Consider the following 22,058-nt stretch of genomic DNA (forward strand, 5'->3'; position numbering starts at 1 on the left):
CATTGCGCGGCTCCGCCGCGTTGCTGGTAACTCACTGTGAGGTTACGCAGCGTTACTTGGTTGCGTCAAGCTGAAAGGGTCGGACCTGCCTCTCTCGGGGGTGCGAACAGAGGCCGACGCAAGCCCTGGTAACGTGGATGACGCAAATTCGACGTCCTTTAAGGTCCGTCCCGTGAGGCGGAGAAGGAGGTCCGTTTCTTATGGACGCACAGCACGAAGCCACCGGCAACGCGGCACGCCCCGTTCTGGAGGCCCCGGACATCGCCCGGGTTCTGACCCGTATCGCCCACGAGATCGTCGAACGCGCCAAGGGCGCCGACGACGTGGTGCTCCTCGGCATCCCGACGCGGGGCGTCTTCCTCGCCCGTCGGCTCGCCGAAAAGCTCGAAGAGATCACCGGCGGAAAGATGCCGGTCGGCTCCCTCGACATCACGATGTACCGCGACGACCTGCGGCTGCGCCCGGCGCGCGCCCTGGCCCGCACCGAGATCCCCGGTGAGGGCATCGAAGGCCGCCTGGTCGTCCTGGTCGACGACGTCCTCTTCTCGGGACGCACGATCCGCGCCGCGCTCGACGCCCTGGGCGACATCGGCCGTCCGCGCGCGGTGCAGCTCGCCGTCCTGGTCGACCGGGGCCACCGCGAACTGCCGATCCGGGCCGACTACGTCGGCAAGAACCTCCCGACGTCGCTGCGGGAGACGGTCAAGGTCCAGCTCGCCGAGGAGGACGGCCGGGATGCCGTGCTGCTCGGCGTCGAGCGGACCGCCCCGACGGGCGAGCAGTAGCCCACCCCCCCGTACGGCCCGTTGCACGCCCGTACGGCTGCTCACGCACGCCCGCATGCCTGAACCCTCCATCCACCGGAGAACACCCCAGATGAAGCGTCACCTCATCTCGGCCGCCGACCTCACCCGCGACGACGCCGTCCTGATCCTCGACACCGCCGAGGAAATGGCCCGGGTCGCGGACCGGCCGATCAAGAAGCTCCCCACCCTGCGCGGCCGTACCGTCGTCAACCTCTTCTTCGAGGACTCGACACGTACCCGCATCTCCTTCGAGGCCGCGGCCAAGCGCCTGTCGGCCGACGTCATCAACTTCTCCGCCAAGGGCTCGTCCGTCTCCAAGGGCGAATCACTCAAGGACACCGCGCTGACCCTGGAGGCGATGGGCGCCGACGCCGTCGTCATCCGGCACGGCGCCTCCGGGGCCCCGTACCGCCTCGCCACGTCCGGCTGGATCGACGGCGCCGTCGTCAACGCCGGTGACGGCACCCACGAGCACCCCACCCAGGCGCTCCTGGACGCCTTCACGATGCGCCGCAGGCTGGTCGGGGCCGACAGCGGTCTCGGCCGTGACCTCGAAGGCCGCCGGATCACCATCGTCGGCGACATCCTGCACAGCCGGGTCGCCCGTTCCAACGTCCACCTGCTGAACACCCTCGGCGCCCACGTCACCCTGGTGGCCCCGCCGACCCTGGTGCCGGTCGGCGTCGAGCAGTGGCCCTGCGAGGTCAGCTACGGCCTCGACGAGGTGCTGTCGACGTCCGACGCGGTGATGATGCTGCGTGTGCAGCGTGAACGGATGAACGCCGCGTACTTCCCGACCGAGCGCGAGTACTCCCGCCGCTACGGCCTGGACGCCGACCGCATGGCGAAGATGCCCGGCAACGCCGTCGTCATGCACCCCGGCCCGATGGTGCGCGGCATGGAGATCACCGCCGAGGTCGCCGACTCCGACCGCTGCACGGCCGTCGAGCAGGTCGCCAACGGCGTCTCGATCCGCATGGCCGTCCTGTACCTGCTGCTCGGCGGGTACGAATCCGCCGCCCCCGCCCCCGCCGCTCCGTCCCGTACCGAGGAGAACAAGTAACCATGAGCAAGACCCTGATCCGCGGTGCGAAGATCCTCGGCGGCGAGCCCCAGGACGTCCTCATCGACGGCGAGACCATCGCGGCCGTCGGCACCGGTCTCGACGCCACCGGCGCGACCGTCGTCGAGGCCGAGGGGCAGATCCTGCTGCCCGGCCTGGTCGACCTCCACACCCATCTGCGCGAGCCGGGCCGCGAGGACTCCGAGACCGTCCTGACCGGGACGAAGGCGGCGGCCGTCGGCGGCTTCACCGCCGTGCACGCCATGGCCAACACCTTCCCCGTCGCCGACACCGCCGGTGTGGTGGAGCAGGTGTGGCGGCTCGGCAAGGAGTCCGGCTACTGCGACGTACAGCCGATCGGCGCCGTCACCGTCGGCCTGGAGGGCAAGAAGCTCGCCGAGCTCGGAGCCATGCACGACTCGGCCGCCGGGGTGAAGGTCTTCTCCGACGACGGCAAGTGCGTCGACGACGCGGTGATCATGCGCCGCGCGCTGGAGTACGTGAAGGCCTTCGACGGTGTCGTCGCCCAGCACGCCCAGGAGCCCCGCCTCACCGAAGGCGCCCAGATGAACGAGGGCGTCGTCTCCGCCGAGCTCGGTCTGGGCGGCTGGCCCGCCGTGGCCGAGGAGTCGATCATCGCCCGTGATGTGCTGCTCGCCGCCCACGTCGGCTCCCGGGTGCACATCTGCCACCTGTCGACCGCCGGTTCCGTGGACATCGTCCGCTGGGCCAAGTCGAAGGGCTGGAGCGTCACCGCCGAGGTCACTCCCCATCACCTGCTCCTCACCGACGAGCTCGTACGGTCCTACAACCCGGTCTACAAGGTGAACCCGCCGCTGCGCACCGAGGCCGACGTCATGGCGCTGCGCGAGGCGCTCGCCGACGGCACCATCGACTGCGTCGCCACCGACCACGCCCCGCACCCGCACGAGGACAAGGACTGCGAGTGGGCCGCCGCGGCCATGGGCATGGTGGGCCTGGAGACCGCGCTCTCCGTCGTCCAGCAGACGATGGTCGACACCGGGCTGATCGACTGGGCGGGGGTCGCCGACCGGATGTCGTTCCGTCCGGCCGCCATCGGACGGCTCGACGGACACGGCCGCCCCGTCTCGGCGGGCGAACCCGCCAACCTCACCCTGGTCGATCCCGCTTACCGTGGTGTCGTGGACCCCGCGGGCTTCGCCTCCCGCAGCCGCAACACTCCGTACGAGGGGCGCGAGCTGCCGGGCCGAGTGACCCACACCTTCCTGCGGGGCCGTGCAACGGTCGTCGACGGGAAGCTCGCGTGACATCACTCACCCCTCTCTACCAGCTCGCTGCCGAACAGAAGTCGGCCGAGGTCACCGACTGGTCCGCCCGGATCAGCTGGGTCATCGGCCTGATCGTCCTGATCGCCTTCGTCTACTGGCTGATGCGCCAGGGATGGAAGTGGCGGGGCAGCCTCCAGTCCGACCTGCCGGAGCTGCCCACCACACCGGAGGCGTTCGCGGACGGTGAGCCACTGCTCACCCTGACCGGCCGGTACCACGCCTCCACCACCGCGGGGCAGTGGCTCGACCGGATCGTCGCCCACGGCCTGGGCACCCGCAGCCGGGTCGAGCTCACCCTGACCCCGCAGGGCCTGGACGTGGTCCGCCCCGGTGCCGCCGACTTCTTCGTACCGGCCGAAGCCCTGCGCGAGGCCCGTCTCGACAAGGGGATCGCGGGCAAGGTCCTCCCCGAGGGCGGCCTGCTGATCATCACCTGGGCACACGGCGGCAAGCTGATCGACTCCGGCTTCCGCTCCGACCGCTCGGCCGAGCACCCGGCCTGGGCCGAGGCCATCAACCAACTCACCACCACCACCGCTACGGAAGGCGCCGCACGATGACGATCTCCACCCGGGGAGCCGCCAAAGCTCCCGCCGTACTCGTCCTGGAGGACGGCCGCACGTTCCGCGGCCGTGCCTACGGGGCCGTGGGGGAGACCTTCGGCGAGGCGGTTTTCTCCACCGGCATGACCGGCTACCAGGAGACGCTGACCGACCCCTCCTACCACCGCCAGGTCGTCGTGATGACCGCCCCGCACGTCGGGAACACCGGGGTCAACGACGAGGACCCCGAGTCCGGCCGTATCTGGGTCTCCGGCTACGTTGTCCGCGACCCCGCCCGGGTGCCCTCCAACTGGCGCGCGCGCCGCTCCCTCGACGAGGAGCTGGAGACCCAGGGCGTCGTCGGCATCAGCGGCATCGACACCCGCGCCCTCACCCGCCACCTGCGCGAGCGCGGCGCCATGCGCGTCGGCATCTTCTCCGGCGACGCCGTCGCCGATGAGGCCACGCTGCTGGCCCGGGTCCAGGAGGCCCCCGAGATGGTGGGCGCCGACCTCTCCGCCGAGGTCGCCACCAAGGAGGCGTACGTCGTCCCCGCGATCGGCACCAAGAAGTTCACCGTCGCCGCGATCGACCTCGGCATCAAGGGCATGACCCCGCACCGGATGGCCGAGCGCGGCATCGAGGTGCACGTGCTGCCCGCCACCGCGACCCTGGAGGACGTCTACGCGGTCGGGCCCGACGGCGTGTTCTTCTCCAACGGCCCCGGCGACCCCGCCACCGCCGACCACCCGGTCTCCGTCATGCGCGGCGTCCTGGAGCGCAGGACCCCGCTCTTCGGCATCTGCTTCGGCAACCAGATCCTGGGCCGCGCCCTCGGCTTCGGCACCTACAAGCTGAAGTACGGCCACCGTGGCATCAACCAGCCGGTGCAGGACCGCACGACCGGCAAGGTCGAGGTCACCGCGCACAACCACGGCTTCGCCGTCGACGCCCCGCTCGACCGAGTGTCCGACACCGCCTTCGGCCGCGCCGAGGTCTCCCACGTCTGCCTGAACGACCAGGTCGTCGAGGGCCTCCAGCTGCTCGACCAGCCGGCCTTCAGCGTCCAGTACCACCCCGAGGCGGCCGCGGGGCCGCACGACGCCGCGTACCTCTTCGACCGTTTCGTATCCCTGATGGAGGGCCCGCGTGCCTAAGCGCTCCGATATCCAGTCCGTCCTGGTCATCGGCTCCGGCCCGATCGTCATCGGCCAGGCCGCGGAGTTCGACTACTCCGGCACCCAGGCCTGCCGCGTCCTCAAGGCCGAGGGCCTGCGCGTCATCCTGGTCAACTCCAACCCCGCGACGATCATGACCGACCCGGAGATCGCCGACGCCACGTACGTCGAGCCGATCACCCCCGAGTTCGTCGAGAAGATCATCGCCAAGGAGCGCCCCGACGCGCTGCTGCCCACCCTGGGCGGCCAGACCGCGCTCAACACCGCGATCTCCATGCACGAGAACGGTGTCCTGGAGAAGTACGGCGTCGAGCTGATCGGTGCCAACGTCGAGGCCATCAACAAGGGCGAGGACCGCGACCTCTTCAAGGGCGTAGTGGAGGCCGTCAACGCCAAGACCGGCCACGGCGAGTCCGCCCGCTCGGTCATCTGCCACTCCATGGACGACGTCCTGGCCGGTGTCGAGACGCTCGGCGGTTACCCCGTCGTCGTCCGCCCCTCCTTCACCATGGGCGGCGCCGGTTCCGGCTTCGCCCATGACGAGGCGGAGCTGCGCCGCATCGCCGGTCAGGGCCTCACGCTCTCCCCGACCACCGAGGTGCTCCTGGAGGAGTCCATCCTCGGCTGGAAGGAGTACGAGCTGGAGCTGATGCGCGACCGGAACGACAACGTCGTGGTCGTCTGCTCCATCGAGAACTTCGACCCGATGGGCGTCCACACCGGTGACTCGATCACCGTCGCCCCGGCGATGACGCTCACCGACCGCGAGTACCAGCGGCTGCGCGACATCGGCATCGCGATCATCCGCGAGGTCGGCGTCGACACCGGCGGCTGCAACATCCAGTTCGCGATCGACCCCGAGGACGGCCGGGTCATCGTCATCGAGATGAACCCGCGCGTCTCCCGCTCCTCGGCGCTCGCCTCCAAGGCCACCGGCTTCCCGATCGCCAAGATCGCCGCCAAGCTGGCCGTCGGCTACACGCTCGACGAGATCCCCAACGACATCACCGAGAAGACCCCGGCGTCCTTCGAGCCCACCCTTGACTACGTCGTCGTCAAGGCCCCGCGCTTCGCCTTCGAGAAGTTCCCGTCCGCGGACTCCACCCTCACCACCACCATGAAGTCGGTGGGCGAGGCCATGGCGATCGGCCGGAACTTCACCGAGGCGCTCCAGAAGGCGCTGCGCTCGCTGGAGAAGAAGGGCTCGCAGTTCGCCTTCACCGGCGAGCCCGGCGAGAAGGCCGAGCTGCTGGCCGAGGCGGTCCGCCCGACCGACGGCCGGATCAACACCGTCATGCAGGCGATCCGGGCCGGTGCCACCCAGGAGGAGGTCTTCGACGCGACGAAGATCGACCCCTGGTTCGTCGACCAGCTCTTCCTGATCAAGGAGATCGCCGACGAGCTCGCCGCCGCCGACGAACTCGGCCCCGAGCTGCTCGCCGAGGCCAAGCGCCACGGCTTCTCCGACGCCCAGATCGCCGACATCCGCAGCCTGCGCGAGGACGTCGTGCGCGAGGTGCGGCACGCTCTCGGCATCCGCCCGGTCTACAAGACGGTCGACACCTGCGCCGCCGAGTTCGCCGCGAAGACGCCGTACTTCTACTCCAGCTACGACGAGGAGACCGAGGTCGCGCCCCGCACCAAGCCCGCCGTGATCATCCTCGGCTCCGGCCCCAACCGCATCGGCCAGGGCATCGAGTTCGACTACTCCTGCGTCCACGCCTCCTTCGCGCTGAGCGACGCGGGCTACGAGACCGTGATGGTCAACTGCAACCCGGAGACCGTCTCCACCGACTACGACACCTCCGACCGCCTGTACTTCGAGCCGCTGACGCTTGAGGACGTGCTGGAGATCGTCCACGCGGAGACCCTCGCCGGTCCGGTCGCGGGCGTCGTCGTCCAGCTCGGCGGACAGACCCCGCTCGGCCTGTCCCAGGCGCTCAAGGACAACGGCGTGCCGGTCGTCGGCACGCCCCCGGAGGCGATCCACGCCGCCGAGGACCGCGGCGCCTTCGGCCGGGTCCTCGCCGAGGCCGGGCTCCCGGCCCCGAAGCACGGCACCGCCACCACCTTCGACGAGGCCAAGGCCATCGCCGACGAGATCGGCTACCCCGTGCTCGTACGCCCCAGCTACGTGCTCGGCGGCCGGGGCATGGAGATCGTGTACGACGAGACCAGGCTCGCCTCGTACATCGCCGAGTCCACCGAGATCAGCCCCACCCGGCCGGTCCTGGTCGACCGCTTCCTCGACGACGCGATCGAGATCGACGTCGACGCGCTCTACGACGGCACCGAGCTGTACCTCGGCGGCGTCATGGAGCACATCGAGGAGGCCGGTATCCACTCCGGCGACTCCGCCTGCGCGCTGCCCCCGATCACGCTCGGCGGCCACGACATCAAGCGGCTGCGGATCTCCACCGAGGCCATCGCCAAGGGCGTCGGCGTCCGTGGACTGATCAACATCCAGTTCGCGCTCTCCGGGGACATCCTCTACGTGCTGGAGGCCAACCCGCGCGCCTCGCGCACCGTGCCCTTCACCTCGAAGGCGACCGCGGTCCCGCTCGCCAAGGCCGCCGCCCGCATCTCGCTGGGCGCCACCGTCGCCGAACTGCGCGCGGAGGGCCTGCTCCCGGCGAACGGCGACGGCGGCACCCTGCCGATGGACGCGCCGATCTCCGTCAAGGAGGCCGTCATGCCGTGGTCGCGCTTCCGCGACATCCACGGCCGTGGCGTCGACACCGTCCTCGGCCCGGAGATGCGCTCCACCGGCGAGGTCATGGGCATCGACTCGGTCTTCGGCACGGCGTACGCGAAGTCGCAGGCCGGAGCCTACGGGCCGCTGCCCACCACGGGCCGCGCGTTCATCTCGGTCGCCAACCGCGACAAGCGCTCGATGATCTTCCCGGCGCGCGAACTCGTCGCCCACGGCTTCGAGCTGCTCGCCACCTCCGGCACCGCCGAGGTCCTCAAGCGCAACGGCATCAACGCCACCGTCGTGCGCAAGCAGTCCGAGGGCACCGGCCCGCAGGGAGAGCGGACCATCGTCCAGCTGATCCACGACGGCGAGGTCGACCTCATCGTCAACACGCCCTACGGCACCGGCGGCCGCCTCGACGGCTACGAGATCCGCACCGCGGCCGTGGCCCGGTCCGTACCGTGCCTGACGACGGTCCAGGCGCTCGCCGCGGCCGTCCAGGGCATCGACGCGCTCACCCATGGCGGCGTCGGCGTCGGTTCGCTCCAGGAACACGCGGAACATCTGACCGCGGCCCGCGACTAGCACACCGGCAGAGGGGGACACCGAGAGCGGTGTCCCCCTCTCCGTGAGGACACTTGCGATGTACAAGCTCTTCTTCCGGCTGTTCTTCAAGCGGATGGACGCCGAGCAGGCCCACTACCTGGCCTTCCGGTGGATCCGCCTGGCCGTCCGCGTACCGGTGCTGCGCACCTTCGTGGCCGCCGCGCTCGCGCCCCGCTACAAGGAGCTGCGCACCGAGGCACTGGGCCTGCGCATGCACGGCCCCTTCGGCCTCGCCGCGGGCTTCGACAAGAACGCCGTCGCGATCGACGGCATGGCGATGCTCGGCTTCGACCACGTCGAGATCGGCACCGTCACCGGCGAGCCGCAGCCCGGCAACCCCAGGAAGCGCCTCTTCCGCCTTGTCGCGGACTGCGCGCTGATCAACCGCATGGGCTTCAACAACGAGGGCTCCGCCGCCGTCGCCGCGCGGCTGGCGGCCCGCAGGCCGGTCTTCCGGACCACGCTCGGCGTCAACATCGGCAAGACCAAGGTCGTGCCGGAGGCCGAAGCCGCCGACGACTACGTGAAGTCCACCGAGCGGCTCGCCGCCCACGCCGACTACCTGGTCGTCAACGTCTCCTCGCCCAACACCCCGGGCCTTCGCAACCTCCAGGCCACCGAGGCGCTGCGGCCGCTGCTCGCCGCCGTGCGCGAGGCGGCCGACCGCACCGTCACCGCACGACGCGTCCCGCTGCTCGTCAAGATCGCCCCGGACCTCGCGGACGAGGACGTCGACGCGGTCGCCGACCTCGCGGTCGAGCTGGGCCTGGACGGCATCATCGCCACCAACACCACCATCGCCCGCGAGGGCCTCGGCCTGACGTCCCCGCCCGACCTGACCGGCGAGGCCGGCGGACTCTCCGGCGCCCCGCTCAAGGCACGCTCCCTGGAGGTGCTCGCCCGCCTCTACGCACGGGTCGGCGACCGGATCACCCTCGTCGGCGTCGGCGGCGTCGAGAACGCCGAGGACGCCTGGCAGCGCATCCTCGCCGGAGCCACGCTCGTCCAGGGCTACAGCGCCTTCATCTACGAGGGCCCGTTCTACGCCCGGTCGATCCACAAGGGCCTGGCCGCACGCCTGGCCGCCTCCCCGTACGCCACTCTCGCCGAGGCCGTCGGCGCAGCAACCAGGAAGGCCACCGCATGAGCCCCGAACCGTTCGGCGCGCGCCTGCGCCGTGCCATGGACACCCGCGGCCCGCTCTGCGTCGGCATCGACCCGCACGCCTCGCTGCTCACCGGCTGGGGCCTGAACGACGACATCGCCGGGCTGGAGCGCTTCACGCGCACGGTCGTCGAGGCGCTGGCCGACCGGGTCGCCGTGCTCAAGCCGCAGTCGGCGTTCTTCGAGCGCTTCGGATCGCGCGGCATCGCCGTCCTGGAGAAGGCGGTGGAGGAGGCGCGGGCGGCCGGTGCGCTGGTGCTGATGGACGCCAAGCGGGGCGACATCGGCTCCACGATGGGCGCCTACGCGGCCACCTACCTCGACCCCGGCTCGCCGCTGTTCTCGGACGCGGTCACCGTCTCGCCGTACCTCGGCTTCGGCTCGCTGCGCCCGGCGCTCGACGCGGCGGCCGCCTCCGGCTCCGGGGTCTTCGTGCTCGCCCTCACCTCCAACCCGGAGGGTGCCGAGGTGCAGCGGGCCACCGCCGCCGACGGCCGCTCGCTGGCCCAGCTGATGCTCGACCGGATGGCCGAGGAGAACGCCGGGGCCGAGCCGCTGGGCTCGGTCGGCGCGGTGGTCGGCGCCACCCTCGGGGACGCCGGGGTGGACCTGGCGATCAACGGCCCGCTGCTCGCTCCCGGGATCGGGGCGCAGGGCGCGACGCCCGCGGATCTGCCCGGGGTGTTCGGCGCCGCGGTGGGCAATGTGGTGCCCAGCGTGAGCCGGGGCGTGCTGCGTCAGGGGCCGGACACGGCGGGGCTGCGCGAGGCCGCCGAACGGCTGACGGAGGAGATCCGGACCGCTCTGGCGGGCCGCTGACAGCGTCCCGTAACAAGGCGTTGACCAACTCCTGACCAAAAAACTCGGTTGTTATGCCTGGATTGTCCTGGTCGGGCAAGGCTGACCAGGACTTTTCGTTGGTTCTCGCTGACTCGGGCGGCCATGGCCGCTAGTCTCCGTCGAGAGCCGACGTACACGAGTGGTCCGTCGCTCACCTGGTGTGGAGCTTTTGGCTTCCTCACCGGTCCGTATCCGACAGATCGACATCCGAGGTGACGTAGGCGTGGCTCTTCCGCCCCTTACCCCTGAACAGCGCGCAGCCGCGCTCGAAAAGGCCGCCGCGGCTCGCCGGGAGCGGGCCGAGGTCAAGAATCGACTGAAGCACTCCGGCGCCTCCCTCCACGAGGTCATCAAGCAGGGCCAGGAGAACGACGTCATCGGCAAGATGAAGGTCTCCGCCCTCCTGGAGTCCCTGCCCGGCGTGGGCAAGGTCCGCGCCAAGCAGATCATGGAGCGGCTCGGCATCTCCGAGAGCCGCCGGGTCCGGGGCCTCGGCTCCAACCAGATCGCGTCCCTGGAGCGGGAGTTCGGCGGCAGCGCCGCCTGAGTTCTCAGGCACCCCTGAGAACCTGGATAATCGCTCCATGGCTGCAACATCCCGGGGGACGTCCCCCGTACCCCCGGACGTACGTCCGCGGCTGACCGTGCTCTCCGGCCCCTCCGGGGTCGGCAAGAGCACGGTCGTCGCCCATATGCGCAAGGTTCACCCCGAGGTCTGGCTCTCGGTGTCGGCGACGACCCGTAAGCCGCGCCCCGGCGAGAGCGACGGCGTCCACTACTTCTTCGTGGACGACGAGGAATTCGACAAGCTGATCGCCAACGGTGAGCTGCTGGAGTGGGCCGAGTTCGCGGGCAACCGCTACGGCACGCCCCGCCGCGCCGTGCTCGACCGCCTGGAGGCGGGCGAGCCGGTGCTGCTGGAGATCGACCTCCAGGGCGCCCGGCTGGTCCGTCAGTCGATGCCGGACGCCCAGCTGGTCTTCCTGGCTCCGCCGAGCTGGGAGGAACTGGTCCGCCGCCTCACCGGCCGCGGGACGGAGGCGCCCGAGGTGATCGAGCGCCGTCTCACCGCCGCCCGGGTCGAGCTGGCCGCCGAGGCCGAGTTCGACACGACGCTGGTCAACACCTCCGTCGAGGACGTGGCGCGTGAGCTGCTAGCCTTGATGTTGGAGGTTTCCGGCCGCCGCGCCGAGAACGACTGAGGCGTACCGGCCCTCACGCACCAGCGCACGTACCGGCACAGCCGACACGTGTGACCGCGGACCTCCGCACCATCAAAGGTTTCTTTGATTCTCACCCCCTTCGGAAGGCAGAGAGTGTCCTCTTCCATCACCACGCCCGAGGGCATCATCAACCCGCCGATTGATGAGCTCCTCGAGGCCACCGACTCGAAGTACAGCCTCGTGATCTACGCCGCCAAGCGTGCGCGCCAGATCAACGCGTACTACTCGCAGCTCGGCGAGGGCCTCCTGGAGTACGTCGGTCCGCTCGTCGACACCCACGTGCACGAGAAGCCGCTCTCGATCGCGCTCCGCGAGATCAACGCGGGCCTGCTCACCTCCGAGGCCATCGAGGGCCCCGCGCAGTAAGCAGGAAATCGCGTCTTCGTCCCGGGCCCGGCAGCCATGGCTGCCGGGCCCGAGGTGTGTCCGGGGCGGCCTCGGCCGGGCGGGCGCGGTGAGGCAGCATGGGAATGTTCGTATCCGAGTGCGGGGAGACGCAGTGGACAAGCCGAAGGTCGTTCTGGGGGTCAGCGGGGGCATCGCCGCGTACAAGGCGTGCGAGCTGCTGCGTCGGCTGACCGAGTCCGGTCACGACGTGCGGGTGGTGCCGACCAGCTCCGCGCTGCACTTCGTGGGGGCCGCCACCTGGTCGGCGCTCTCCGGTCACCCGGTCTCCACCGAGGTCTGGGACGACGTCCACCAGGTGCCGCACGTCAGGATCGGGCAGGAGGCCGACCTGGTGGTCGTCGCCCCCGCCACCGCGGACACGCTCGCCAGGGCGGCCCACGGCCTCGCCGACGACCTGCTGACCAACACGCTCCTCACCGCCCGCTGTCCGGTCGTCTTCGCGCCCGCCATGCACACCGAGATGTGGGAGCACCCCGCCACCCGGGAGAACGTCGCCACCCTGCGGCGCCGCGGCGCCGTCGTCATCGAGCCCGCCGTCGGCCGCCTCACCGGCGCCGACACCGGCAAGGGGCGGCTGCCCGACCCCGGGGAGATCTTCGAGGTCTGCCGCCGGGTGCTGGCCCGGGGCCCGGCCGGGCCCGATCTGGCGGGCCGCCACGTGGTGATCAGCGCGGGCGGCACGCGTGAACCCCTCGACCCGGTGCGCTACCTCGGCAACCGCTCCTCGGGCAAGCAGGGCTACGCGCTGGCCCGTACCGCCCTCGCCCGTGGCGCCCGGGTCACGCTGATCGAGGCCAATACCGGGCTGCCCGACCCGGCGGGCGCCGACATCCTGCGCGTGGGTACCGCCGTGCAGCTGCGCGAGGCGGTGCTGAAGGCCGCCGCGGACGCCGATGTGGTCGTGATGGCCGCGGCGGTCGCCGACTTCCGCCCCGCCGAGTACGCCCAGGGGAAGATCAAGAAGAAGGACGGGCAGGAGCCCGCCCCCATCACCCTGGTCCGCAATCCCGACATCCTCGCCGAGGTGTCCGCCGAGCGCGCCCGGCCGGGGCAGGTCGTCGTCGGCTTCGCCGCCGAGACCGACAACGTCCTCTCCAACGGCCGCGACAAGCTCCGCCGCAAGGGCTGCGACCTCCTGGTCGTCAACGAGGTGGGGGAGCGCCGTACCTTCGGCTCCGAGGAGAACGAGGCGGTGGTGCTCGCGGCCGACGGCGGCGAGACCCAGGTGCCGTACGGACCCAAGGAAGCGCTCGCCGACACGGTCTGGGACCTCGTGTCGCCGCGGCTCGGATGAAGATCTTGTGTTGGTTGCCGACGGTCCGAATCCCTTGAAATATGGGGGTAAAACGCGCGTACCGAGGGGTTTTGGGCCGCTTCGGAAGGGAGTGGGGCGGGTCACAGATCGCCCAAAGGGCGAGACATGCTGTCCGCCGGACGAATCCGACCGATAAACTGGCTCTGGATTGTGCCGGGCGCAGCTCCCGGCGGTCCGCCAAATGATCAGCCAGCAGCCGCTGCAACCCCAGGGAGCGATGTGTCCCGCCGTCTCTTCACCTCGGAGTCCGTCACCGAGGGTCACCCCGACAAGATCGCCGACCAGATCAGCGACACCATTCTCGACGCGCTGCTCCGCGAGGACCCCCGGTCCCGCGTGGCCGTCGAGACCTTGATCACCACCGGTCTGGTCCACGTAGCGGGTGAGGTCACGACCAAGGCCTACGCCGACATCCCGACCCTGGTCCGCAACAAGGTCCTGGAGATCGGCTACGACTCGTCGAAGAAGGGCTTCGACGGTGCCTCCTGCGGCGTCTCGGTGTCCATCGGGGCGCAGTCTCCCGACATCGCGCAGGGCGTCGACACGGCGTACGAGCAGCGGGTCGAGGGCGACGAGGACGAGCTCGACAAGCAGGGCGCCGGTGACCAGGGCCTGATGTTCGGCTACGCCTGCGACGAGACGCCCGAGCTGATGCCGCTCCCGATCCACCTCGCGCACCGGCTCTCCCGGCGCCTGTCCGAGGTCCGCAAGAACGGGACCATCCCGTACCTGCGCCCCGACGGCAAGACCCAGGTCACCATCGAGTACGACGGCGACAAGGCCATCCGTCTCGACACCGTCGTGGTCTCCTCGCAGCACGCCAGCGACATCGACCTCGACTCGCTGCTCGCGCCCGACATCCGCGAGTTCGTCGTCGAGCACGTGCTCGCGCAGCTCATCGAGGACGGCATCAAGCTCGACACCGACGGCTACCGGCTGCTGGTCAACCCCACCGGGCGCTTCGAGATCGGCGGCCCGATGGGTGACGCCGGTCTGACCGGCCGCAAGATCATCATCGACACCTACGGCGGCATGGCCCGGCACGGCGGCGGCGCCTTCTCGGGCAAGGACCCGTCGAAGGTGGACCGCTCGGCTGCGTACGCCATGCGCTGGGTCGCCAAGAACGTCGTCGCCGCGGGCCTCGCCGCCCGTTGCGAGGTCCAGGTCGCGTACGCGATCGGCAAGGCCGAGCCGGTCGGCCTGTTCGTCGAGACGTTCGGCACGGCCGCCGTCGACACCGAGAAGATCGAGCACGCCATCGGTGAGGTCTTCGACCTCCGCCCGGCCGCGATCATCCGTGACCTCGACCTGCTCCGTCCGATCTACGCGCAGACCGCGGCCTACGGCCACTTCGGCCGGGAGCTGCCCGACTTCACCTGGGAGCGCACCGACCGGGTGGACGCGCTGCGTGAGGCGGCCGGGCTGTAGGACAGCCGCCGCACCGGTCCGTACGACGGGGCCCGGACACCGCACAGGGTGTCCGGGCCCCGTCGCGTTGAGGCCCGGCGTTCCTCAGCGCGGCCGCTGTCCGTGCCCTCTGATAGGAATGTGGCTGTGAGCAGCGAGAACGAGCGGCCCGAGGACCCCGGCGACGGGGCCCCGGAGCAGCTCGCGCTGATCCGCGAGACGGTACGCCGGGCCAGCGTGCCCCGGGCCAAGCCGCGGACCTGGCGCGGCGCCGCGCTCGCGAAGGAGCTGCCCGTCGCCCGGGTGCTGGTCAACAAGGGCGCCCTCCACCTCGACCAGTACTTCGACTACGCGGTGCCCGAGGAGCTGGACGCCGAGGCGCAGCCCGGGGTGCGGGTGCGGGTCCGGTTCGGCGCCGGGGGACGCCAGGTCCGGGGCGGGCGCCGTGAGGGCGGCGGGCTGATCGACGGCTTCCTGATCGAGCGGCGTGCCGAGTCGGACTACCAGGGCGCCCTCGCGGCGCTCGCCTACGTGGTGTCGCCCGAACCTGTGCTGGGGCCGGAGCTGCTGGCCCTCGCCCGCGCCGTAGCCGACCGGTACGCGGGCAGCCTCGCCGACGTGCTCCAGCTCGCCGTGCCGCCGCGGAACGGGCGGGCCGAGTCGAAGCCCTCCCCCGCGCCGCTGCCGTCGCCGCCCGCGCCGCCGGCGGGGAGCTGGCAGCGGTACGCGCGGGGCCCGGCGTTCCTGCGGGCGCTGGCGGAGGGGGGCGCGCCCAGGGCCGTATGGACGGCGCTGCCCGGACCCCACTGGCCCGAGGAGATCGCCCGCGCCATGGCCGCGACCCTCGCGTCCGGGCGCGGCGCGCTGCTCGTCGTCCCCGACGGCCGGGCCGCGGCACGGGTGGACACCGCGCTCACCGCACTGCTCGGCCGGGGGCACCACGCGCTGCTCACCGCGGACTCCGGACCGGAGAAGCGCTACCGCGAGTGGCTCGCCGTCCGGCGCGGCTCGGTGCGGGCGGTCGTCGGGACGAGAGCGGCGATGTTCGCCCCGGTCGCCGACCTCGGCCTGGTCGCCGTCTGGGACGACGGGGACGCCAGCCACAGCGACGACAACGCCCCCTTCCCGCACGTGCGCGAAGTGCTCGAACTGCGCGCCGCGCACGGCCGGTGCGCCTTCCTCCTCGGCGGTACGAGCTGCACGGTGGAGGCCGCCCAGCTGGCGGAGAGCGGCTGGGCGCTGCCGCTGCGCGCCGACCGGGAGCAGTTGCGGATCGCGGCCCCCCTGGTGCGTACGGTCGACGACGGGGAGCTGGCGCGGGATGGCGCGGCGCGGGCCGCCCGGCTGCCCAGCCTGGCGTGGCAGACGGTGCGGGACGGGCTGCGCCGCGGCCCGGTCCTGGTCCAGGTGCCCCGCCGCGGCTACGCGCCCCGGCTGGCCTGCGAACGCTGCCGTGAGCCCGCCCGCTGCCGCCACTGCGCGGGCCCGCTCCAGGCCCCGGACCAGCGGGACCTGGACTGCGCCTGGTGCGGGCGGCCCGAGACCGCCTGGCACTGCCCGGCCTGCGGCTCCGGCCGGCTGCGGGCCCGGATCGTCGGTGCCCGGCGGACCGCCGAGGAGCTGGGCCGGGCCTTTCCCGCCGTGCCGGTGCGGACCTCCGGCCGTGACCATGTGCTCGACGCGGTGCCGGACGCGCCCGCGCTGGTCGTCAGCACCCCGGGCGCCGAGCCCGTGGCCGAGGGCGGTTACGCGGCGGCGCTGCTGCTGGACGGCTGGGCGATGGTGGGCCGCCCCGATCTGCGGGCCGGTGAGGAGGCGCTGCGGCGCTGGACGGCCGCCGCGGCGCTGGTGCGCGGGCAGCCGGAGGGCGGCACGGTGGTCGTGGTCGCCGAGCCGACGCTGCGGCCGGTACAGGCCCTGGTGCGCTGGGATCCGGTGGGGCACGCCCGCCGTGAGCTGGCGGACCGGGCCGAGCTGGGCTTTCCCCCGGTGTCCCGGATGGCTTCGGTGACCGGTACGCCCGAGGCGCTGGCCGGGTTCCTCGCGGCGGCCGAACTGCCGCCGGAGACCGAGACCCTGGGCCCGGTCCCGGTGCCCGCCGCCCCGCCCGGACGGCCCCGCAGACCCGGCCAGGCGCCGCCGGGGGAGTCCTGGGAGCGGGTGCTGCTCAGGGTGCCGCCGGGCAGCGGGGCGGCGCTGGCGCACGCCCTGAAGAGCGCGCAGGCGGCGCGGCTGTCCCGGGGCGGTGGCGAGCGGGTCCGGATCAGGGTCGACCCGCCGGACATCGGCTGACTCCCGGGCCGCGGAGAGGGGCCGGGGAGAAGAGTCCCGGGAAGCCCGGAGAAGGGTCGGGGAGAAGAGTCCCCGGAAGCCCGGAGGAGGGCCAGGAAGAAGGCCCGGGGAGAAGCCCCGCCTGGGGCATGGGGCTGCCCCGCCGCACGGGGCGTGCGACGGGGCAGCGGACGGACAGGCGGGGCGGTCAGCCGTTGCGTGGGCCGGGGAAGGCACCCGGGCGCAGGTCATCGCGCAGTGACGGTCGGTCCGTCGACGGCTGCGGCGGCATGGAACGGGCTGCGGGCACGGCGGGCAGCGCGGACGGACCGCCGGAGCCCGGGACGGGCAGGCCGCGCGGCACGGCGGCCTCCCCGCCGGTCTCGGCCACCCCCGGCTGGCGGGTGTTGCGGCGCGCTCCGTAGCGGCGGTGCACCGCCTGCTTGGTGACCCCGAGCGCGGAGCCCACCGCGTCCCAGGAGAAGCCCAGTGAGCGGTCGAAGTCGACCGCGGCGGTGACCAGCGTCTCGACGCTGTCACGCAGTTCCTGCGCCAGCCTGACGGTGGGGGCCGGGGCCCTGCCGTAGACGACGAAGCCCGTGGACGGGCCGGAGCGGCGCGGACGGTAGACGTTGCCCAGTTGGGCGGTGAGCGTGCGCAGCGCGTCCACCTGCCGCCGGACCCGCTCGATGTCCCGCACCAACAGATGCAGACTGGCCCTCGCTTGGGCGTCGTGGGTTGCGTGGTCGGCCATGAAGAAGCCTCTCGAACCGGCGTTGAAAGGGATCGGGCCGCACCAGGGCGGCTCGCTTCGGTCAATCTCTCTTGACCAACGCCCGAGCTGGGGTTCTGGTCACGCTTCAGGGGCGCGTACGCCCTTCAAAGGGGCGCACGGGCATGCGTACGCCCCCTGGTGCTCCGGCCCATAGACTTGTGCGTTGCTCGTCACCGCACTTCGGCCCGAGAGGCAGTCAGCCACCCATGAAGCTCGTCTTCGCAGGCACCCCCGAGGTCGCCGTACCCGCCCTGGACGCCCTGATCGCCTCGGACCGGCACGAGGTGGCCGCCGTGGTGACCCGGCCCGACGCCCCCGCCGGGCGGGGCCGCCGTCTGGTCGCCAGCCCGGTCGCCGAGCGCGCCGAGGAGGCGGGCATCGAGGTGCTCAAGCCCGCCCGGCCGCGCGACGAGGACTTCCTCGCCCGGCTGCGGGAGATCGCCCCGGACTGCTGCCCGGTCGTCGCCTACGGGGCGCTGCTGCCCAAGGCGGCGCTCGCCGTGCCCGCCCGCGGCTGGGTCAACCTCCACTTCTCGCTGCTGCCCGCCTGGCGCGGCGCGGCCCCGGTGCAGCACGCGGTGATGGCCGGGGACGAGCTGACCGGCGCGTCGACCTTCCTGATCGAGGAGGGGCTCGACTCCGGCCCGGTGTACGGCGTACTCACCGAGGAGGTGCGCCCCACCGACACCAGCGGCGACCTGCTCACCCGGCTGGCGTTCGCCGGAGCGGGGCTGCTCGCGGCGACGATGGACGGCATCGAGGACGGCACCCTGCACGCCGTGCCGCAGCCGGCCGACGGCGTCACCCTCGCCCCGAAGATCACCGTCGAGGACGCCCAGGTGCAGTGGTCGGCGCCCGCGCTCCGGGTCGACCGGGTGGTACGCGGCTGCACGCCCGCGCCCGGCGCGTGGACCCTGTTCCGCGGCGAGAGGCTGAAGCTGATCCAGGCCGTGCCCGTCCTCGACCGCACCGACCTGGCCCCCGGCGAGCTGTCGGCCGCCAAGAACAACGTCTACGTGGGCACCGGATCGCACGCCGTCGAGCTGCTCTGGGTCCAGCCGCAGGGCAAGAAGCCGATGCGGGCCGCGGACTGGGCGCGCGGGGTACGGATCGCCCACGGCGAGCTGCTGGGGAGCTGAGGCGTACCCCGGCCGGGGCGGCGACGTAGGCTGGGAGGGTTCGCCCCCTCACCCTCAGCGGAGCACCTTTCACGTGAACGACCAGCAGCGTCGCCGTCCCGCCCAGCCCCACCGCCGCCCGAAGAAGGACCCGGTCCGTTTCCTCGCCTTCGAGGCGCTGCGGGCGGTCGACGAACGCGACGCGTACGCCAACCTCGTCCTGCCGTCGCTGCTGAAGAAGGCCCGCGCCAACGGGGACTTCGACCACCGGGACGCGGCGCTGGCGACCGAGCTGGTCTACGGCACGCTGCGCCGTCAGGGGACGTACGACGCGATCGTCGCGGCCTGCATCGACCGGCCGCTGCGCGAGGTCGACCCGCCCGTCCTGGACGTGCTGAACATGGGCGTGCACCAGCTGCTCGGCACCCGGATCCCCACCCACGCGGCGGTCTCCGCCAGCGTGGAGCTGGCCCGGGTCGTGCTCGGCGAGGGCCGCGCCAAATTCGTCAACGCGGTGCTGCGCAAGGTCTCCGCGGACGACCTCGACGGCTGGGTGGCCCGGGTGGCCCCGCCCTACGAGGAGGACGCCGAGGACCACCTCGCCGTCGTGCACTCGCACCCGCGCTGGGTCGTCTCGGCGCTGTGGGACGCGCTGGGCGGCGGCCGGGCCGGGATCGAGGACCTGCTGGAGGCGGACAACGAACGGCCCGAGGTCACGTTGGTGGCCCGCCCCGGCCGCGCGACCACCGGTGAACTGCTCGACGCGCTCGGTGAGGAGAACGGCCTCCCGGGCCGCTGGTCGCCGTACGCCGTACGGATGGCGGAGGGCGGCGAGCCCGGCGCGCTGGAGGCGGTGCGCGAGAGCCGGGCCGGGGTCCAGGACGAGGGCAGCCAGCTGGTGGCCGCCGCTCTTGCCGCCGCACCGCTGGAGGGCGGCGACAGCCGCTGGCTCGACGGCTGCGCGGGCCCCGGCGGCAAGGCCGCCCTGCTCGCCGCGCTCGCCGCGGAACGGGGCGCCGCCCTGCTCGCCGCCGAGAAGCAGCCGCACCGGGCCCGGCTCGTCGAGCGCGCCCTGGCCGGGAACCCCGGCCCGTACCAGGTGGTCACCGCCGACGGCACCCGCCCGCCCTGGCGTCCCGGCAGCTTCGACCGCGTGCTGATGGATGTGCCGTGCTCGGGCCTCGGCGCCCTGCGCCGCCGCCCGGAGGCGCGCTGGCGCCGCCGCAGGGAGGACCTGGAGCAGTTCGCGCCGCTTCAGCGTGCTCTGCTCCGCGAGGCGTTGAAGGCCGTCCGGGTCGGCGGCGTGGTCGGCTACGCGACCTGTTCGCCGCATCTCGCGGAGACCCGCACCGTGGTCGAGGACGTGCTCAAGGGGCGCGGTGGCCAGGCCGTGGAGGCCGAGTGGGTGGACGCCCGCCCGCTGATGCCGGGCGTGCCCGCGCTGGGCGACGGCCCCGATGTCCAGCTCTGGCCCCACCTGCACGGCACGGACGCGATGTACCTGGCCCTGCTGCGGCGTACCGCCTGAATGACGACAGGAACCGGCTTCCCCGTGCATCCCGGACCCCGGTCGGTGCTGGGGACCGCGCTCCCTCCCGGCCGGATGATCACGTCCGACGAGGGCGACGGCGACGAGCAGCCCCTGTGGCTCAGCGACGGTCCGGCCACGGCCGGGCTGTGGGCGCGGGTGCACGCCGAACACGCGGGCTCCGGGCTGTGGCCGCTGCTGCTCGCCCCGCTGGAGCCGGACGACGACGGTCTGTTCCGCCCCTGGGGATCGGGCGAGGTCTACCCCGAGGACGTGTCCGTCCCGGCGAGCCACGATCCGGCCGCTCTGCTCGCGAAGTGGTGGGCGGCGTACACGGCCGCCGGTGAGGGCGACGCGCTCAGTGAGGCGGAGCGGGTCGCCGTCACGGCCCCCTTCGGACAGGACTGGCCGGGCCTCGCGCCGGGCCGGGAGGCGACGGCGGACGCCGGCCGGCTGGCGTCCGCCTGCGCGGAGGCGTTCCTGGCCGACCGCCCGTCGGCACGGCTGGGGCTGGTCGCCGCCGCCTCCGGCGCCGAGGCCCTCGCGGCCGCGGGCTGGTCCGGGCCGCTCAACTACGACCACGACACGGCGAAGTTCTCCGCGGTCGTCCGCGACTGGGAGCACCGGTTCGGCGTCCGCGTCGTCGGGGTCGGCTTCGCCACCCTGCACCTCAGCGTCGCCGCTCCGCCGACGACCGCCGGAGAGGCCCTGCGGGTCGCGGCCGAGCACTTCGCGTTCTGCCCGGACAACGTCTGGCAGAGCCGGCGGCCGCACACGCTGGCCGCGTACGCCGGGCGGATCGTCGGCGCCGCGCGGTGGGACTTCTGGTGGGACTGATCCGTCCCCGTCGGCGGTCCGCTGGACCGGCAGGGCCGTACGAGCCCACCCGAAACACCACCTATCGAGCGGCCGGAGCCTCATGATCACGCGAACTGTAATGATCCCGTGAGGCTTTGGCCCGCAGCAGGGCGGGGAAGTGGCGCGGAGCATGGCAGGCTTGGGGCATGGCCCAGATCAACCCCAGCATCCTGTCCGCCGACTTCGCCCGTCTCGCCGAGGAGTCCAAGGCCGTCGAAGGCGCGGACTGGCTCCACGTCGATGTGATGGACAACCACTTCGTGCCCAATCTGACCCTCGGTGTGCCGGTCGTCGAATCGCTCGCCCGGGTCACGGACACCCCGCTGGACTGCCACCTGATGATCGAGGCCCCGGACCGCTGGGCCCCGCAGTACGTCGAGGCGGGCGCCGGTTCCGTCACCTTCCACGTGGAGGCCGCCGCGGCCCCGGTGCGGCTGGCGCGGGAGATCCGCGCCAAGGGGGCCCGCGCGTCCATGGCGCTCAAGCCCGCGACGCCGATCGAGCCGTACGAGGACCTGCTCCCCGAGCTGGACATGCTGCTGATCATGACGGTGGAGCCCGGCTTCGGCGGCCAGGCCTTCCTGGACATCATGCTGCCGAAGATCCGCCGCACCCGTGAGCTGATCTCCAAGCACGGTCTCGAACTGTGGCTCCAGGTCGACGGTGGGGTCTCCGCGTCCACCATCGAGCGGTGCGCCGAGGCCGGTGCCGACGTCTTCGTCGCGGGCTCGGCGGTGTACGGGGCGCAGGACCCGGCCGAAGCGGTGCGCGCGCTGCGCTCCCAGGCCGAGCGGGCCACCGCCTCGGCGGCCTGGGCATGCGGCCACTGAGACCGTCACAGGCCGCCCCTCACCTGCGTGGGTCGGGCAGGCCAAGGTCAGATGAACGTGGTCCGACGGGGCCGGTCAGGGAACGCCGGATCTGACAGGATGAACGGCGTATCGAGAGTGT

The 22,058-nt window shown here is 72.3% G+C and carries 19 protein-coding genes; 18 read left to right on the forward strand and 1 reads right to left on the reverse strand.

What is annotated here, in order from left to right; translation table 11 throughout:
- Nucleotides 1-200 precede the first annotated feature (200 nt).
- The 14 genes from pyrR to ACFVWY_RS07680 all read left to right on the forward strand — a co-directional run bounded on the left by pyrR (nucleotide 201) and on the right by ACFVWY_RS07680 (nucleotide 16,849).
- Nucleotides 201-785, forward strand: coding sequence for a bifunctional pyr operon transcriptional regulator/uracil phosphoribosyltransferase PyrR (gene pyrR / locus ACFVWY_RS07615; protein WP_385825994.1), 585 nt, complete (start codon nucleotides 201-203; stop codon nucleotides 783-785).
- Between the two features lie 91 nt (nucleotides 786-876).
- A complete protein-coding gene (locus tag ACFVWY_RS07620) occupies nucleotides 877-1,869 on the forward strand; it encodes an aspartate carbamoyltransferase catalytic subunit (RefSeq protein WP_389868360.1) in 993 nt (330 codons plus the stop codon).
- A 2-nt stretch (nucleotides 1,870-1,871) separates the two neighbouring features.
- Nucleotides 1,872-3,158 (forward strand): dihydroorotase, encoded by a 1,287-nt coding sequence (locus ACFVWY_RS07625; protein WP_389868270.1) that lies wholly within the window; start codon nucleotides 1,872-1,874, stop codon nucleotides 3,156-3,158.
- Nucleotides 3,155-3,739, forward strand: a complete 585-nt coding sequence (locus ACFVWY_RS07630) for a hypothetical protein (protein ID WP_389868272.1) — start codon at nucleotides 3,155-3,157, stop codon at nucleotides 3,737-3,739. The genes ACFVWY_RS07625 and ACFVWY_RS07630 overlap by 4 nt, the downstream gene beginning before the upstream one ends.
- Nucleotides 3,736-4,878, forward strand: a complete 1,143-nt coding sequence (gene carA / locus ACFVWY_RS07635; RefSeq protein ID WP_389868274.1) for a glutamine-hydrolyzing carbamoyl-phosphate synthase small subunit — start codon at nucleotides 3,736-3,738, stop codon at nucleotides 4,876-4,878. The genes ACFVWY_RS07630 and carA overlap by 4 nt, the downstream gene beginning before the upstream one ends.
- Nucleotides 4,871-8,179 (forward strand): carbamoyl-phosphate synthase large subunit, encoded by a 3,309-nt coding sequence (gene carB / locus ACFVWY_RS07640; protein ID WP_389868275.1) that lies wholly within the window; start codon nucleotides 4,871-4,873, stop codon nucleotides 8,177-8,179. The genes carA and carB overlap by 8 nt, the downstream gene beginning before the upstream one ends.
- 58 nt (nucleotides 8,180-8,237) lie before the next feature.
- Complete coding sequence (locus ACFVWY_RS07645) at nucleotides 8,238-9,347, forward strand: quinone-dependent dihydroorotate dehydrogenase (protein WP_389868277.1); 1,110 nt, start codon at nucleotides 8,238-8,240, stop codon at nucleotides 9,345-9,347.
- Nucleotides 9,344-10,183: an orotidine-5'-phosphate decarboxylase gene (gene pyrF, locus ACFVWY_RS07650; protein ID WP_389868279.1), complete on the forward strand. Its 840-nt coding sequence runs from the start codon at nucleotides 9,344-9,346 to the stop codon at nucleotides 10,181-10,183. Before ACFVWY_RS07645 ends, pyrF begins: the two co-directional genes overlap by 4 nt.
- 244 nt (nucleotides 10,184-10,427) lie before the next feature.
- The gene (locus tag ACFVWY_RS07655) at nucleotides 10,428-10,751 is read left to right on the forward strand and encodes an integration host factor (RefSeq protein WP_014157387.1); all 324 of its coding nucleotides are present in this window, start codon (nucleotides 10,428-10,430) and stop codon (nucleotides 10,749-10,751) included.
- Between the two features lie 37 nt (nucleotides 10,752-10,788).
- A complete protein-coding gene (gene gmk, locus ACFVWY_RS07660) occupies nucleotides 10,789-11,406 on the forward strand; it encodes a guanylate kinase (protein WP_389868281.1) in 618 nt (205 codons plus the stop codon).
- Nucleotides 11,407-11,520: 114 nt separating this feature from the next.
- Nucleotides 11,521-11,793, forward strand: a complete 273-nt coding sequence (gene rpoZ, locus ACFVWY_RS07665; protein WP_003970369.1) for a DNA-directed RNA polymerase subunit omega — start codon at nucleotides 11,521-11,523, stop codon at nucleotides 11,791-11,793.
- A 133-nt stretch (nucleotides 11,794-11,926) separates the two neighbouring features.
- Nucleotides 11,927-13,129 (forward strand): bifunctional phosphopantothenoylcysteine decarboxylase/phosphopantothenate--cysteine ligase CoaBC, encoded by a 1,203-nt coding sequence (gene coaBC, locus ACFVWY_RS07670; protein WP_389868283.1) that lies wholly within the window; start codon nucleotides 11,927-11,929, stop codon nucleotides 13,127-13,129.
- Nucleotides 13,130-13,369: 240 nt separating this feature from the next.
- A complete protein-coding gene (gene metK, locus ACFVWY_RS07675; protein ID WP_389868285.1) occupies nucleotides 13,370-14,578 on the forward strand; it encodes a methionine adenosyltransferase in 1,209 nt (402 codons plus the stop codon).
- A gap of 126 nt (nucleotides 14,579-14,704) precedes the next feature.
- Nucleotides 14,705-16,849, forward strand: coding sequence for a primosomal protein N' (locus ACFVWY_RS07680; protein ID WP_389868287.1), 2,145 nt, complete (start codon nucleotides 14,705-14,707; stop codon nucleotides 16,847-16,849).
- A 187-nt stretch (nucleotides 16,850-17,036) separates the two neighbouring features.
- On the opposite strand, the gene ACFVWY_RS07685 is transcribed toward ACFVWY_RS07680, so the two are convergent.
- Nucleotides 17,037-17,582 (reverse strand): hypothetical protein, encoded by a 546-nt coding sequence (locus tag ACFVWY_RS07685; RefSeq protein WP_389868288.1) that lies wholly within the window; start codon nucleotides 17,580-17,582, stop codon nucleotides 17,037-17,039.
- Nucleotides 17,583-17,809: 227 nt separating this feature from the next.
- Here ACFVWY_RS07685 and fmt point away from each other — a divergent pair, with 227 nt between their 5' ends.
- The 4 genes from fmt (at nucleotide 17,810) to rpe (ending at nucleotide 21,937) form a co-directional block, all read left to right on the forward strand.
- Nucleotides 17,810-18,742 carry a methionyl-tRNA formyltransferase gene (gene fmt, locus ACFVWY_RS07690; protein WP_389868290.1) on the forward strand — a complete coding sequence of 311 codons (933 nt, stop codon included), beginning with the start codon at nucleotides 17,810-17,812 and terminating at the stop codon, nucleotides 18,740-18,742.
- 73 nt (nucleotides 18,743-18,815) lie between these two features.
- Nucleotides 18,816-20,249: an RsmB/NOP family class I SAM-dependent RNA methyltransferase gene (locus ACFVWY_RS07695; protein ID WP_389868292.1), complete on the forward strand. Its 1,434-nt coding sequence runs from the start codon at nucleotides 18,816-18,818 to the stop codon at nucleotides 20,247-20,249.
- Between the two features lie 24 nt (nucleotides 20,250-20,273).
- Entirely contained in the window at nucleotides 20,274-21,086 is an 813-nt protein-coding gene (locus ACFVWY_RS07700; protein ID WP_389868294.1) for a DUF4253 domain-containing protein, read from the forward strand.
- Between the two features lie 167 nt (nucleotides 21,087-21,253).
- Nucleotides 21,254-21,937: a ribulose-phosphate 3-epimerase gene (gene rpe, locus ACFVWY_RS07705; protein ID WP_389868296.1), complete on the forward strand. Its 684-nt coding sequence runs from the start codon at nucleotides 21,254-21,256 to the stop codon at nucleotides 21,935-21,937.
- Nucleotides 21,938-22,058 lie beyond the last annotated feature (121 nt).

The sequence above is a fragment of the Streptomyces sp. NPDC058195 genome (genome assembly GCF_042883525.1).
Classification (GTDB): Bacteria; Actinomycetota; Actinomycetes; order Streptomycetales; family Streptomycetaceae; genus Streptomyces.